The sequence below is a fragment of the Rhizohabitans arisaemae genome, assembly GCF_025996515.1.
In the GTDB taxonomy this organism is placed as follows: domain Bacteria; phylum Actinomycetota; class Actinomycetes; order Streptosporangiales; family Streptosporangiaceae; genus Rhizohabitans; species Rhizohabitans arisaemae.
In genome coordinates, this window is sequence record NZ_BLRH01000060.1 from 561,921 (window position 1) to 576,062 (window position 14,142).

Here is a 14,142-nt window from a genome sequence, read left to right on the forward strand (position 1 = left end):
TCAGTCTCCCACCCGCTTCAGATGCGCGGAGATGTGGGACTGGAGGGGCTTCCCGGCCGCGGCCATGTCGTACGCGTACATGAGGTCACCCTTGACCAGGCCGTACAGCCGGTGCCCGGCGCTGTACTCCTTGGCCGACGCCGACCGCGCGACGACGTCCGTACGGAGCTCGATCTTGTGGAAGACCACCTCGCCCAGATAGATCTCGACGATCCCGGTGGGGTGGGCCAGGCACACCTCGACCTGGCGGTCGGGTCGCGGGCGCCAGAAACCCGACTCGGTGGCGAGCGGGCGCACCCGGTCTCCCGCTTCGTTGAGGAGCCAGGTCCGGCTCAGGTAGCTGAGAAACGGTTTCCCGTTGTGGCCGAAAACGATCTCTTGGCCGAAGTTGAAGCTCTCGATCGTGGGGTACCCCCCGACCCCCGCGCCTTCCCAGCGGCCGAGGAGGAAGGCGAGGTGTTCGAGGTCGGGATGGGGCTCGGGTTCGTGCATGGCACGTGAGCCTAGAGGGATCCGGCACCCGGCGCGCGGTATGACCCCGTTCCCCGGGGCCGATCGCGTCGTCACCGATCCAGCTAGTCCCAACAAAGGCGACATTTCAAGAAATGGTCGCTTAGCTGAGATGATGGCCCCGACAGACCTCAAGGGACATACGTCCCCTCATCCACAGCCGTTAGGGTGCCCATATGGCACGATCACTGGTAATCAAGGTGACCGCGGGGGCCGACGACCCGGAGCGGTGCAATCAGGCGTTCACGGTGGCGGCGGCCGCCCTGGCGAGCGGCGTCCCGGTATCCCTCTGGCTCAGCGGGGAGTCCTCGTGGTTCGCGCTGCCCGGGCGGGCCAAGGAGCTCGCCCTCCCGCACGCGGTGCCCCTCGCCGACCTGCTCGACGCGGTCCTGGCGGCCGGCCAGGTGACCCTGTGCACCCAATGCGCCGCCAGGCGGGAGATCGGCCCCGAGGACGTGATCGCCGGGGTGCGCATCGCGGGCGCCCCGACCTTCGTCGAGGAGTGCATCGCCGAGGGTGCCCAGGCGCTGGTCTACTGACGGCCGAGGACGGTGCCGAGGCGCTCGTCGCGCAGGCGCTCGTGCCAGGTGTCGTCGATCGGCGGCAGGGTTTCGACACCCATGGCCCAGCTCAGGAGCAGGTCCGCGAGGCCGGGGTTACGGGCGAGGGCCGGCCCGTGCAGGTAGGTACCGAGGACGCGCCCGCTGTAACACCCCTCGGTGCCGTCCCCGTTGCCCGTCCCCACGACCGTCCGGGAGAGCGGCCGGACCGAGGGACCGAGGTCGGTCACGCCCATATGGTTCTCAAAACCGGTCAAGGTCGGCACGCCGAGTTCGGGGTCGACCTCGGCGACGATCTCGCCGACCGCCCGGCGCTCACCGCGGCGGCTGCCGATGTCGATGAGCCCGACCCCCTCCACCGGCTGGCCCTCCTCGCCGCCGAAGACCGTGCCGATGAGCTGGTACCCGGCGCAGACGGCGAACACCGAGGCGCCGCGCTCGACCGCCCGGCCCAGGCCGCCGTCCCGCCGGAGCCGCGCCGCGGCCAGGATCTGCGGCCGGTCCTCGCCCCCGCCGAGCAGGTAGACGTCCCCCTGCTCCGGGATGGGGTCGGCGGATCGGACGTAGACGGTCTCGACCGGGATGTTCCGGCGGCGGGCCCGCTGTTCGAGGACGAGCACGTTGCCCTGATCCCCATACGTGCTCAACAGGTCCGGATAGATCCAGATCAGTCGTAACTTGTCAGACTGCACGGCCGAACTCCGCTCGAATCTGCTGAAACGCGGTGTAGTTGGCGATCACATCGACCTTGCCCCCCACGGGCAGCGTGGCCGCGGCGTCGTCGACGTCCCGGGCGAGCTCGAACGGCACGCCCGCGATGTCGAGCCGGAGGGCCAGGTCCAGACGGCGCTCCCCGGTGACCCGGACCGGACGCCCCCGGAGCACCCGATAGTCGACGTCCCACAGCCAGGAGGTGTCCCGCCCGTCCGGGCCCTGCGCGTTGACCGCGAGGATCACCGGGACCGGCGGCGGATCGAGGACGCCGAACGCCTCCAGCCAGCCCGCCGGGTTCTTGGCGAGCAGCAGCCGGATCTCCCGGTTGTCCCGTTCGACGCTGGTGTAGCGCCCGGCCACCGAGCGCACGTCCCGCAGCCGCCCGAGCACCCTGGCCGGGGGCAGCCCGAACGCCTCCGCCGTCGCCAGCGCGATCGCGCCGTTGGCCTGGTTGGCCCGGCCGGGCAGCCGGAGCTCCAGCGCCCAGCGCGCCCCCCGCGGGTCGACGACCAGATCGTGGTCCTCCATCAGGACCCAGGTCGGCTCGGGGCGCCGGAAGGTGCACTCCCGGCAGGCCCAGTCGGCGTCGTCGTCCCTGCGGTCCAGCGGTCCGCCGCAGACCGGGCAGCACCAGGAGTCGTCCCGCCACCGCTGCCCGGCCGCCACCCAGGTCACGCTGGAGGCGGTGGACGCGGCCCAGGTCACCAGCGGGTCGTCGGCGTTCGCGATCACATGGGTGCGCACCTCGGCGAAGGCGTTGCGCCACTTCTGGGCGAGCAGCCAGATCTCGGCCGCCCGGTCCATCTGGTCCCGGCTCAGGTTGAGCAGGCAGACGACGCTCGCCCCCGTGGTGTTCAGCACCTCGGGGAGGTACTTCTCGTCGACCTCCAGCACCGCGTACGGCGCCTCGGCGTCCTCGGCCAGGGCGGAGACGTGACCCGCCGGCATGTTGGCCCCGAAGGCGTTGGTGGCGACGCCGCCCAGCTCGGCCAGGGCCGAGGTGATGAGACGGGTCGTGGTGGTCTTGCCGTTCGTCGCGCTGACCAACACCAGCTTGCGGTCCGCCGCCAGCTGGCGGAGGAGGTCGGGTTCGAAAACCAGGCCGATACGTCCCCCGATAACGGAGCCGTCACCGCGCCCTGTGGCCCGTGACAGAGCCGCTGCGGTACGGCCGAGGGCAGCCGCGAGCTGAGCCCGCAACGGAAGCTGAGTCATGTCGCGATCCTAGCCGCCTCTCTGCGTCCCGCGTCGCGCCGGACGCCGACCGCCGCCACATGATCGTTGTGGTTTGCGCCCCCCAGAGGGCACACACACCGCAACGATCACGCGTGGCCGGACCCAAGCCACAGGCCCCGGACGATCGTCGTGATCTGCGACCCCGGAGGGTGCGCACAGCACAAGGATCACAGGAGCACGGGCGCCGACCACCGTTGAGAGGCCCGGCCTTACCCGTCGGAGAAGGAGAGCTCGGTGGCGTCGCCGGAGTCCTCGAAGGGGAGCACGAACCGGTGCGGCCACGACAGCACGGTCTCCAGCCAGGCCGCGCCCATGGTCTGCGCCACGTGGCGGACCCGGTCCCGGGGCTCCACCCCGATCGCCACCGCGGCGACGTCGGCCTGGATGCTCTCGTGTTCGTCGTCCCCGAGGATCGCCCGCCAGGCGAGGGCGCGATTCCGGTCGACCTCCATGGAGAGCGGGTGGTGCCGGAGCGCCTTGGCCCGATGCCCGAGCAGCTCGGCCCGGGGCTGCGGCCGGGAGGACGCCGATCCGTCGGAGCGCCGCCCGTTCCCCTCCCCGGTGTACGGCCGGCCCGCCGGGTCCAGGCCGAACAGCGGGTACTCCATCGGCGGCGCCGGGCTGCGCAGGTCGGGCGCCGGATGGCCGTACGGGAAGAGCCGGTCGACCTCGTGCAGCCAGCGGATCTGCGGGATGACCCACGCCGCCCCCTGCCGCTCGCCCGCGGGGCGCCGGTCGGTCCCGTCGTCCCCCGTGAGCAGCAGCGTGGCGGTCCGGCAGACCTGCTCGGTGAGCAGCCCGGGGTCGAAGCAGGTCCGCAGGGACCAGGCGCGGCGCGCGACCGCCCGTTCGATCACGGTGGCGAGCAGGCACTCCCGCCGGCGGTCGGGCAGCTCCGCCCAGATGTCGGCGAGGACCCGGGGGACCCCGGGCAGCGGGCGGTTGGCGCAGAACGCCAGGACGACCGCGTCGGTCCAGACGCGGAGCCAGGCCCACTCCGGGGCGCTCGCCAGCAGATCGGCCTCCCGGAGCTCGTACAGCGAGCAGGCCCGGCCGTCCCGGCACTGCTGCCCGCAGGCGGCGCTCCGCCGGCCGCAGATCGGCGGCACCGGCCCCGGCAGGTTCCGCTCCCGGCCCTCCCCCAACGGGACCCGGACCCGGAGCGGACGGTCCATCCCGTCGGCGAACACCGCGGCGACCCCCGGCTCCAGGGAGACCACCTGGCGGGACTGTCCCTCGCCGAGGTTCATCGCCGCGCCGACCAGCTCCCGGTCGTCGGCCGCGGGCAGCCGGTGGACCACCTTGAGCGCGGTGTTCTTCACCACGTCCGGCACGAGTTTGGTGGGGATCTGCTCGGCGACGACGATGCCCTCGCCGTACGCCCTGATCTCGGCGAGCAGCCCGGCGAAGAGCTCCACGGCGTGCGAGGAGGCCCGCTGAGACCCTCGCTGGCGGAGCAGCCGGTGCGCCTCCTCGATCACGATGACGTGACGCAGCCCGCCGGCCCGCTCCTGCCGGGCCCGCATCCGCAGGTGCTCCACGATACGGATGATCAAGGTCCCCATGAGGAACGCCTTGTCCTCGTCGTTGGCGACGTCCTCGATCGCCAGCACCACGTTGCGCTGGAGGAGCCCGCCGATGTCGGCCGGGTGACCACCCTCGAAGAACCGGCCCGCCGAGCCGACGCGCAGCGATCTCAGCCGGAGCGAGATGAACCCTTCGACGTCGGCTTGGACCTCCTTGCCGTACCCGATCTCCTGGATGACCTCCAGCGCCTGCGTCTGCAGCTGCTCCAGGGTGGGCACGGCGGGCTGGACGGCCGCGCCCGGGATCCCCCCTCCGGTCACCACGTCCCAGCCGTTGGCCTCGTAGACGCGCTGCAGCGCCAGCGACATGATCTGCGGGAACGGCTCCTCGGCGTCGAAGGCCGCCTGGAAGAGCGCCCGGACCATGTCGATGTGTGCCTGTACGGGGTAGCCCGGCTCCGGCGCGAGCGGGTTGACGCTGAGCGGCACGGCGTCCGGCGCCGAGGGGTTGATCACCGTCACCGTGGCGACCGAGTCGAGCCGCCCCGCCATCGCGGCGTACTCGGATTTGGCCGGCTCGATGGCGAGCCAGGGGATACCGGCCCGGGTGAGCTGTTCCAGCAGATGCCGTACGGTCTGCGACTTACCGCTGCCGGTCGCCCCGGTGACGAAGGCGTGCCGGTTGAGGGTGGAGAGCGGGACCCCGAACACCCCGACCGCCCGGTCCTGCCCGTCGAGGATCTCCCCCAGGTCGATCAGGCGGTCCTCCGGGTCGCGCCCCTCCGACTCGCTCGTCACGTCGAAGAAGCCGCTGTCCAGCACCCGGAGCCCGGGAACCTCGCGCCTGGGCAGCCCGGCGAGGGCGACCAGGGCGCCCGCGGTCGCCGCGAACGGCGACACCGCCTCGTCGGCCGGGTCCCGGACGCCCACGTGCAGCGCCTCGGCGAAGGTGTAGACCGGCTCGGCCAGCTGGGTGCGGGACGGGCCGGAGAGCGCGCTGCGCAGCCGGTACGGGTGATGGCTCATCTCCACCGAACCCACCAGGACCGGGGCGATCTGCCGGAGTTCGTCGGGGTTGGCGGCGCCCGCGAGCACCCGGACGTGCCAGAGCCCCGCCTCCCGGAACGCGTCCAGCTCCTGCATCCGCCGCTCCGCCCGCTCCGTGTCGAAGCGGTAGCGCTCCGACGCCTCGGCGAACTGCCGGGAGACGTTGAGCTGGGTGCGGAGATGACTCACCTCGCTGTCCAGCAGATCGGTCGGCTCGGCCACCACCACCCAGCCGAACGGCCTGCTCATCAAGGTGGTGAGCGTCGACTCGAACAGCGTGGGGCGCTTGACCTCGTCGCCCTCGGGCTCCCTGCGGCTCTGCAGCGGCGGCGCCTGACGGCCCGGACAGGGGGTCCACACCAGGTCGGCGAGGTCGTCGAGCCAGTCGTCGCCGATGAGGATGCCCCGCGCCCCACCGGGGAAGAGCAGCGGCCGGCTCGTCCCCCGGACCCCTTCGGAGTTCGGCCCCGGGTCCGGCTCGGCGTTGACCATCCGGGCCCGCCGCGGCGGCCGGGGCGGGGTGAGCGGGCCCGCGTTCGTGATCAGCTCCAGGGGAGCACCGGCCCCGCGTGAGAGCCAGCCGATGACGAACGGGCGGCTCCGCTGGGCCGCGGACAGGACGGCGGGCAGCACCGTGACGAAGTCCCACTCCGCGGAGGCGCTCCGGGAGGGGGCCGTGATGGCCTGGATGCGATACCACGGTCCGCACAAGGGGTTCGGCATACGAGAAGCTGAAGACACGGTTGTCTGCATATCAAGTCGCAAAGCCTTATGCCACAAGGGTTTGCGATGCGCTTACCGCACAAGTACCGACGATCAAGGACGTCTGGGGTATGCGTCAGCGGCCCCGGCGCCAGTCCAGTCGGCGCGGCGGCGGCCCGAGGTTGGGCGGCGGGCGCTCATCCGGGTCCTCCGGCACCTCCGGGATCTCCGTGAGGCCGGGGTCGCCGGCCTCGTCTCGGGCGTGCCTGCGCCGGGGTCCGTCCTTCGGCTCGGTCCCGGGCCGCGGGCCGGGCAGCGCGGCCCTCCTGGTCTCCTCGAACTCGCTCAGCGTGGTCCCGGGGAAGGTCAGGATCGCGGGGTTGGAGTCGGCGAGGAGCACCCGGCGCCCGGTGGCGGTGGCGTGCGTGACGATCACCGAGGTGGTGGGCAGCTGCTGGAGCTCGTGCGGCTCGACGATGAACTCCCGGCTCCGCTGCATCGTCTGGGAGAGCTCCTCGGCGCCCTGCCGGCCCCACCCCGAGGAGGTGATGTCCTCGGGCAGGGTGTCCCGTCCGTTGCCGAGCCGCCCGAGCCCGAGCCAGGGGCCGTCCCCGCCGGTGGTACGGGCTTCGCCGGAGACCGTGGAGACGTACGGCTCGGCCACGTGGTCGCCGACCGGACAGGCCTCGGTGAGCTGTGCGATCTCCAGCCGGTGCTCGGTGCCGATGTGCTCGGCCGCGACCCTGGCGTCGTCGGCGTTGCCGAGCCGCATGAAGGCCACGGCCGCGTGGCCCCGCCCGAGCCGTTCCCGGACCGCCGGGGTGAACGAGCGGTAGGTCAGGACCAGGCCGGAACCCGAGGACTCGCAGGCGTCCATCAGCCGGTCCAGGACGTCGCCGCGGAGCTTGTCCGCCCCCGCGACGATGATCGTGTGCTGCCACGGGCGGTCCACCGGAGGCGACTGGCGGAGAATGTGGGTGAGGGCCGTCGCCACATAGGTGCCGAGCACCCGGTTGCCGAAGATCCCCGACTGCCGGTCGGTGGAGACCACCCGGAGCCGCGCCGGGGGCAGGCGGACCGCCTGGGCGCCGAGCGTCTCCAGCTTGCGGAGCTGGGCCTCCATCGCCCACGCCCGTTCGATCACCACCCGGTCGACGGCGCCCCGCCCGAACAGGGTGCCGATCCGCTCCAGCTGCGCGACGGTGAGCAGGCCGCTGCGCAGGTCGTCCCGCGGGTCGCCGACCTGGGCGAGCGCCCGGAGCGCGGCGGTGACCTGGTTGATCGTGGCGTGCTCGCCGAGGACCTCCAGGACCCGCTCCAGGATCGCGTTGTCGAACGAGAGGTCCCTGGTCGCGTCCTCGCTCACACTCACCACCTGGGCGAGGACGTCGGCGAAGGCCGCGGGCTCCAGGGTCGCGCCGAGGTCGAGCCGGGGCAGGTCGACGGGGAGCACCCAGACGAGCGGCTCGTCCCCGCCCCGCCGGGCCAGCTCGATGAGGTCGCCCGCGACGGACCCCTCGGAGAGGTCCAGGACGGTGAGGTGCCCGCCGGAGTAGAGCCGGGTCGCGCCGAGCAGGGTGACCAGCGCCGACCACCCGTTGAGCGTGCCGCCCACCACGTCGACCCGGTCGATCTCGTCGGGTACGGCGACCGCGTACCAGCTGTGCTGGGTGTCGAAGGCGTCCCGGCGGACCTCCCACTCGCGATACCGCCGCGCGTGTTCCTCCTGGGCGACGTGGAGCTCCCGGTCGCGGTCCCGGCGGCGCCGTTCGAGCTTGGCCTCCTCGTCGGCGATCTGCGACCGCACCGCGCGCTCCCCCTGCCCCACCATGAAGGTCAGGATGCCCCCGACCCCCAGGGTCGCCAGCAACCCGAGCAGGGCGAACGGCCAGAACAGCATGTCGGTGAGGAAGAGCACGACGAAGAGCAGGCCCAGCGCCGCCATGAGGCCCCGGAACATCTTGACCGGCCGGTTGAGCAGATCCTCGGCTCGGCGTTCCCGCGGCCCCCACCGGCTCGGCGCCTCAGGGGTCCGGCCGGGCGTGGGACGTCGTGGGGGCGGGCCCGGGTCCGCGTACAGCAGCGAATACTGCCAGCCCAGGTAGATCCGGTCGGCCTGGAGCCGGCTATGCTGCGCGCGGTCTTCGGGTTGCACCTCGGCCACCTCGAGACCTCCGTACAGACTTCAGCCTTGCCCTCGGGACAGCGTATGAGTTGGAACGCTCAATCGGGCAGGGTTCTGGCAAAGAGGACGCACCACGCTCGCTCCCGCTCCTTAGGTCGACCGCGTTTCCGCTACCAATAGGGATGGATACCTCTACCAAGGGGATGAATACCACGAGTCAGGCGTTGAGCGCCCGTTAGCATGCCATGCCATGACGTCATCCCCCAGCACCGGCGCACGCTCACGGAGAGGGGTACGGCGGCGCCGACGCCGGAGGGTCTTCCTCCCCGTGGTCCTCGCCGCCGCGGCGATCACGCTTGGCGCCGTCGTCGTGTCCGGGGGGTTCGAACGGTCCGAGCCGCGCCCACCGCTCCAGCTGAAACGCGGGGCGATCGTCGACCAGGGGCGATTCAGGACCGAGTTCGTCGCCGCGACCGTAGGTCAGGGTCAACCCGGCATCTCCGATCCCCTCCGTCGAGTGCTGACGGTTCACCTGAAGGTCACCAATCTCTCCGACCGCACGGTGCCGGTACAGACATTGAACGACGTTCTCAAGGCCGGCGCCATGGCCCAGACCCCGCGTGTCGCCGTACGCGGCAGGAACGGGCTCTCCACCCAGCTGCACCCGAACCTGATGGCGCGGGTGGTCCTCGCCTACGAGCTGCGTTCCGGCGCCACCCCGCCCACCCGGCTGCGGGTGGACGTGGGAACCTACGAAGACCGCGGCCGGAGCGTGGACGCCGCGCGGCGCTGGCGTCCGGCGAGGAAAGTGATCGCGCAGGTCCTGCTCACCCCGAGGGCGACATGAAGCGGCTCCTGGGCCTGGTGATCGGGTTGGCGTTGATCGGGGGAGCCGTGTTCGCGCAGACGCACGCGCTGAGCCCCGCCGAGCGGACCGCGCCCCTCGGCGTCACCGGCGGCTTCCGCGAAGTGATCCGGACCGAAAACTTCGCGGTACGGCTGGAACGCCTGGAGAGCGCCGGATCCGTCACCTACCGAAACCTCGACGGCCGGTCCGTCACCGTGGAGACCGAGCACCTCTTCCTGATCGCGATGGTGGGGGCCACCTCCCTCAAGCGCGTCACCACGCTGCGTACCGCCTATCTGCGCACCGCGTCGGGCCTGCGCTACGACCACACCGACAAGGTCTCCCCGGCCAGAACGCTCAGCGCCAAGTCGCTCCAGCCCAGCTGGTGGCGGTCGGGGTTCTACGTCTTCGAGGTGCCCGCCTCGGCGCTCCGCGGCGCGAAGATCATCGTGATGGAGGCGGCGGTCAACCCGCTCGGTGAGCGGCTCCTGCCCCAGGCCGAGCTCGACCTCGGCCTGGACGAGGCCGGGGCTACCCGGATGGCGGCCGAAGCCCGGGAGAACACCGTGGTGATCGGATGATCCGCCCGCGCCCGAAACCCCGCGCCTCCGCCTGGTTCACCCCGCCCCGGCCACGACACGCCGCCCACCCGGAGACCGAACGGACCCCGCGACCGGATCAGCGGGTGTGGCCGCCCCCCGAGGACCCGCAGACCCAGCCCCTGGCCGCGGTCCCCGTCGACGGACCCGTACCCCTCGCCGCGCCCGTCGCCCTCCTTCCGCCGCCCGCCACCACGCCGCCACTCCACCGGGAGCACACGCCGCCCCCGGTGTACACCACACCCCCGGCTCGGACCGCGTCCCGGGCGCGGGCCAAGACTCAGGTGCGGGTCGCACGCCCCCCGCGCCCGCAACCCGGTGCGCGTCGCCTCAGGCGCGCCGCGCGTCGCGGCGGCAGACCACTCCGGTTCGGCCTCCAGCTGCTCGCCGTGGCGGCGCTCATCGCCGGAGGCGTCGGGTTCAACTGGTGGACGACGCTCACCTCCTACCGGGCGGCGCTCCCGGCCGAGGCCCTGCACACCGTGGCCACGGGCGGCCAAGGTCTCCTCGACGGCGCCCGGTGGCGCGCCTCGGTCGGCCCGCTGCCCAACCCCCCGGCCAGCCCACCCGGCCCCGCGCGGACCTGGCTGCTGATAAAGCTGGACGTGGTCCCCCTCGACCGGAGCGGGGTCACCGCCGCGACGATGCCCAGGGATCTGGAGGTGCGGGACTCCACCGGGAAGGCGTGGACCGCCGAGATCGTCCGACGGCCGCTCGCCCTGCGCACCGGCCGGGCCGGGCGGTTCGAGCTCGTCTCCGCCGTCCCCGCCAAAGTCGCCCGCGACGTGGAGCTCGTCATCCGGTCACGGGCCTACCCGCACGACCCGACGGGGCTCCGCTTCGCCCGCTGACCTCCCCCGGGGGACATGCCGCCATACGGCCGACTCGCAGACGGCGCCGAGCAGACCCAGCGTCAGCACGGTCACGATCAGATCCTTGGCGAAGGAGAGCGGGATGTCGATCACGTTCCAGAACAGCTGGGGATGCTCGTTCCCGATGAGATGCATCACCCCGCGCTCGGCGTAATCCGCGCCGACCTTGACCGCCACGTAGCACAGGACGAACAACCCGAGCAGGGCGACGCCGATCCGCGGAAGCAGCCGGAGACCGGCGAGGACACCCGCGCCGCGGGAGGCCGCCCCGGCGCCGTGCCGGCCCCGGGACCCGTGCCTGCGCCCCGAGCCGGGCGGAGCCCCGTACACCAGGATCGCGGTGGTCAGCCAGATCAGCGGCAGCAGCAGCCCGTCCCGGACGTAAGGCGGGACCTGCGCCCACGGGTTCCGCGGCGCGTCCAGCCCGAGCAGGCCGAGGATCTCCCCCGCGCCGGCCACCACGACCCGGTCGCCGAGCCACGTCAACGGGCCGGCGAGCAGATGACCGAGGGCGATCAGCCCGAAGACGGTGATCGTCAGTTTGCAGAAGACCGCGCCGGTGGCGGCGACCCGGTTGCCGCGCAGCCGATACCACTGGGTGAGGACGATGCAGAGGGCGACCGCCGAGGACACGACGGCGACGGCGAACCACAGGCTCAGCCCGGCGAGGCCCGTGAACACACCGGCCTCCTCCTGCCGGGCATGGTAGGCCCGGGCGTCGGCCGCCGGGAGCCCCCACACCAGGGCGATGACCGTGAACGGGACGACCGCCCGGTCCAGGCTCTGCGGGTAATCCCCGTTCACCGGCAGGTGCATGCTCCGCAACATGCCGACCGTGACCATGAGACAGGCCATGGCGAGCAGGCAGAACAGCAAGGTCAGCGCGACCAGCCGGAGCCTGGCCGCGGGGACGGCCTCCAACCGGGCCCCGCCCATGGCCAGCCAGGTACGGCCGACGTACCCGGCGCTGAACCAGATGGTCAGCGGGAGGACGAAACGACCCGAGAGGAGCAGGGCGCGGAGAGGTACCGACCACGGCGACGATCCGGACACCGGCCGCATGCTATCGGTCCCCTCCGCCTCTGATCGTCGATCTTGACTAGGGCCTGAACACGCCAAGAGGCCGGCGCCCCGACCGGGGACGACCGACCTCTCCGCGCCTGCGCGTCCGGGAGCACTCCGCGCCAGAACGCTCCCACACGCTTAGCTCATCGATCCGGACGGCGCCGGATCACACCTCGATCTCGACCTGCGAGACCTCGCCCAGCCTGGCCTCGACCACGACGTCCGCGGTACGGCCACCGGCGGCGATGATCCGGACGACCCACGACCCGGGCGCCGCGAAGAAGCGGAACACGCCCTCGTCGGAGACGACGACCTCGCCGGTGAACTCACCGGTGGAGTCGAGGAGACGGGCGTAGGCCGTCCCACCGCTCCCCGTCACCCGTCCCTGGATGACGGACTGCGACGACAGATCCACTCCGATCGGGAGGGTCACACTCTGCTCCGGTGCTCCGCATCCTACAGCCGTACTCATCGCGCCTCTCCCAGCTCGATCGGCACGCCCACCAGCGAACCGTATTCCGTCCATGATCCGTCGTAGTTCTTCACGTTCGGCAGGTCGAGCAGCTCGTGCAGCACGAACCAGCTGTGGGCCGAACGCTCGCCGATGCGGCAGTAGGCGATGGTGTCCTTGCTGAAATCGACGCCCTCACCCGCGTAGAGGTCGCGGAGCTCGTCGTCGGCGCGGAACGTGCCGTCGTCGTTGGCCGCCTTGGACCAGGGGATGCTGCGGGCCGTGGGGATGTGGCCACCGCGCTGCGCCTGCTCCTGGGGCAGGTGGGCGGGGGCGAGCAGCTTGCCGGTGAACTCGTCGGGGGACCGGACGTCCACCAGGTTCTGCTTGCCGATGGCCGCGATCACCTCGTCGCGGAAGGCGCGGAGCGAGAGGTCCTGGTCCTGGGCGACGTACTGGGTCGCGGGACGCTCGGGAACGTCCTTCACGAGCTCGCGGGAGTCCAGTTCCCACTTCTTGCGGCCACCGTCGAGCAGACGGACGTTCTGGTGGCCGTAAAGCTTGAAGTACCAGTACGCGTAGGCCGCGAACCAGTTGTTGTTGCCCCCGTACAGCACGACGAGGTCGTCGTTGCCGATCCCCCGAGCGGAGAGCAGGGCCTCGAAGCCGGTCTTGTCCACGAAGTCGCGGCGGACCGGGTCCTGCAGGTCCTTCCTCCAGTCGACCTTGACGGCGCCACGAATGTGACCCTTGTCATAGGCGCTTGTGTCCTCGTCGACCTCGACAAGCACAATGCCAGAGTCGTCCAAGTGGGCCTCGACCCAGTCGGCGTCCACCAGTACGGCGGAACGGCTCATGGGAAACCTCCGTTTTACGCGGTTTTGCCAGCAGGCAGGAATCGTCTAATGATCAAATATGTCTCGCAGCCTAGGCAGAAGCCGAAAGCCGCGTTGAGGAAGGCGGCCAGCAACGCCACGGAGGTGGCGACGACGGCCAGTGATGTGATCTCTGTGAAGTACCCGAGAATCCCGGCGACCGCGAAGAGCAGCCCTACGCCCTGAGCGAATCGTGGGGGCGCCTCCGCCTCCATCTCACTCGGTGGCGTCAAACGGGGTCGCAGGAATTTCCTGAAGAGAAAGCCATACGGCGAAGCGCGCATTCCGAAGACCACCGCAATCGCGAACACCGCGGCTTGGGCCACCAGCAACCAGCCGGATCCGGTGACGAGAACAACCGCGAGAACCGCGGTCGTCACGGCCGCTGTGAATCGCATTGCACGGGGGTCGACTTGCATCGCACGCTCCTAGAGAGGGACGCAGTGCTTTCCGGACCGGGTTTAGATCACCCTCAGGCCGTGCGACAGAGCATGCCGGCGACGCGGCAGAAATCAACCGCGCGCCTCTTGGTGAGAAGCTCTGTCATGGGATGCATGGCCATGACATTACCCGCCGACTGAGCATCTGTCACATCCCAACCGCATCACGAGACGATCGCCGCGCCGAGCGCCGCGATAACATCCGCCTTCCTCGGCTGGCCCGAGGCTCTGCGGACAACCCGGCCCCCCGCGTCCAGGATGAAAACCGTCGGAGTGCGCAGCACGTTGAACCGCCGGACCAGGTCGAGGTGCGACTCCGCGTCGATCTCCACATGTGTCACACCCGCCACAGAATCGGCAACATCCTTCAGAATTCTCCGCGTAGCCCGACAAGGCTGACAAAAAGCACTAGAAAACTGGATAAGGGTGGCTCGCTCCCCAAGTACCACTCCGTCGTCTGCGGTGAAGCACTCCGCGTCGATCACTTTCAGCCTTCCGTCACGGCGCAGCCGGACAATACCAATCAATGATCCGAGCACCACCGTGATTGCCAACGCCACCCATCCGGACATG

15 protein-coding genes are annotated in these 14,142 nt (G+C 71.1%); 4 read left to right on the forward strand and 11 right to left on the reverse strand.

From position 1 onward, the window contains the following. Window positions 1–492, reverse strand: a complete 492-nt coding sequence (locus RUR_RS31080; RefSeq protein WP_283138781.1) for a heme-binding beta-barrel domain-containing protein — start codon at window positions 490–492, stop codon at window positions 1–3. A gap of 194 nt (window positions 493–686) precedes the next feature. Between RUR_RS31080 and RUR_RS31085 the strand changes: the two genes are divergently transcribed. Next, window positions 687–1,049, forward strand: a complete 363-nt coding sequence (locus RUR_RS31085) for a DsrE family protein (protein ID WP_283138782.1) — start codon at window positions 687–689, stop codon at window positions 1,047–1,049. Here the strand turns inward: RUR_RS31085 and RUR_RS31090 are convergent. The 4 genes from RUR_RS31090 to RUR_RS31105 all read right to left on the reverse strand — a co-directional run bounded on the left by RUR_RS31090 (window position 1,043) and on the right by RUR_RS31105 (window position 8,459). Further along, window positions 1,043–1,762, reverse strand: coding sequence for a type 1 glutamine amidotransferase (locus tag RUR_RS31090; protein ID WP_283138783.1), 720 nt, complete (start codon window positions 1,760–1,762; stop codon window positions 1,043–1,045). The two genes, RUR_RS31085 and RUR_RS31090, sit on opposite strands and share 7 nt — an antisense overlap. Then, window positions 1,752–2,999: a MurT ligase domain-containing protein gene (locus tag RUR_RS31095; RefSeq protein ID WP_283138784.1), complete on the reverse strand. Its 1,248-nt coding sequence runs from the start codon at window positions 2,997–2,999 to the stop codon at window positions 1,752–1,754. Before RUR_RS31095 ends, RUR_RS31090 begins: the two co-directional genes overlap by 11 nt. A gap of 230 nt (window positions 3,000–3,229) precedes the next feature. Next, window positions 3,230–6,316: an ATP-binding protein gene (locus RUR_RS31100; protein ID WP_283138785.1), complete on the reverse strand. Its 3,087-nt coding sequence runs from the start codon at window positions 6,314–6,316 to the stop codon at window positions 3,230–3,232. A gap of 115 nt (window positions 6,317–6,431) precedes the next feature. Next, window positions 6,432–8,459 carry a hypothetical protein gene (locus RUR_RS31105; RefSeq protein ID WP_283138786.1) on the reverse strand — a complete coding sequence of 676 codons (2,028 nt, stop codon included), beginning with the start codon at window positions 8,457–8,459 and terminating at the stop codon, window positions 6,432–6,434. Between the two features lie 211 nt (window positions 8,460–8,670). On the opposite strand from RUR_RS31105, the gene RUR_RS31110 reads away from it, so the two are divergent. The 3 genes from RUR_RS31110 to RUR_RS31120 are packed head-to-tail and all read left to right on the forward strand — an operon-like array spanning window position 8,671 to window position 10,717. Beyond that, window positions 8,671–9,267, forward strand: coding sequence for a hypothetical protein (locus RUR_RS31110; RefSeq protein ID WP_283138787.1), 597 nt, complete (start codon window positions 8,671–8,673; stop codon window positions 9,265–9,267). Continuing rightward, window positions 9,264–9,848, forward strand: a complete 585-nt coding sequence (locus RUR_RS31115; RefSeq protein WP_283138788.1) for a hypothetical protein — start codon at window positions 9,264–9,266, stop codon at window positions 9,846–9,848. The genes RUR_RS31110 and RUR_RS31115 overlap by 4 nt, the downstream gene beginning before the upstream one ends. Then, a complete protein-coding gene (locus RUR_RS31120; RefSeq protein ID WP_283138789.1) occupies window positions 9,845–10,717 on the forward strand; it encodes a hypothetical protein in 873 nt (290 codons plus the stop codon). The genes RUR_RS31115 and RUR_RS31120 overlap by 4 nt, the downstream gene beginning before the upstream one ends. On the opposite strand, the gene RUR_RS31125 is transcribed toward RUR_RS31120, so the two are convergent. From RUR_RS31125 to RUR_RS31145, 6 genes are all read right to left on the reverse strand, one after another. Further along, window positions 10,670–11,791: a hypothetical protein gene (locus tag RUR_RS31125; protein ID WP_283138790.1), complete on the reverse strand. Its 1,122-nt coding sequence runs from the start codon at window positions 11,789–11,791 to the stop codon at window positions 10,670–10,672. The two genes, RUR_RS31120 and RUR_RS31125, sit on opposite strands and share 48 nt — an antisense overlap. A 178-nt stretch (window positions 11,792–11,969) precedes the next feature. Continuing rightward, window positions 11,970–12,275, reverse strand: coding sequence for a DUF1416 domain-containing protein (locus tag RUR_RS31130; protein ID WP_283138791.1), 306 nt, complete (start codon window positions 12,273–12,275; stop codon window positions 11,970–11,972). Continuing rightward, a complete protein-coding gene (locus RUR_RS31135) occupies window positions 12,272–13,111 on the reverse strand; it encodes a sulfurtransferase (RefSeq protein ID WP_283138792.1) in 840 nt (279 codons plus the stop codon). The genes RUR_RS31130 and RUR_RS31135 overlap by 4 nt, the downstream gene beginning before the upstream one ends. Window positions 13,112–13,125: 14 nt before the next feature. Continuing rightward, window positions 13,126–13,548: a DUF4395 domain-containing protein gene (locus RUR_RS31140; RefSeq protein ID WP_283138793.1), complete on the reverse strand. Its 423-nt coding sequence runs from the start codon at window positions 13,546–13,548 to the stop codon at window positions 13,126–13,128. Window positions 13,549–13,601: 53 nt separating this feature from the next. Beyond that, window positions 13,602–13,691: an Ms5788A family Cys-rich leader peptide gene (locus RUR_RS36890; RefSeq protein ID WP_428847054.1), complete on the reverse strand. Its 90-nt coding sequence runs from the start codon at window positions 13,689–13,691 to the stop codon at window positions 13,602–13,604. A 42-nt stretch (window positions 13,692–13,733) separates the two neighbouring features. Next, window positions 13,734–14,141: a TlpA family protein disulfide reductase gene (locus RUR_RS31145; protein ID WP_283138794.1), complete on the reverse strand. Its 408-nt coding sequence runs from the start codon at window positions 14,139–14,141 to the stop codon at window positions 13,734–13,736. Window position 14,142 lies beyond the last annotated feature (1 nt).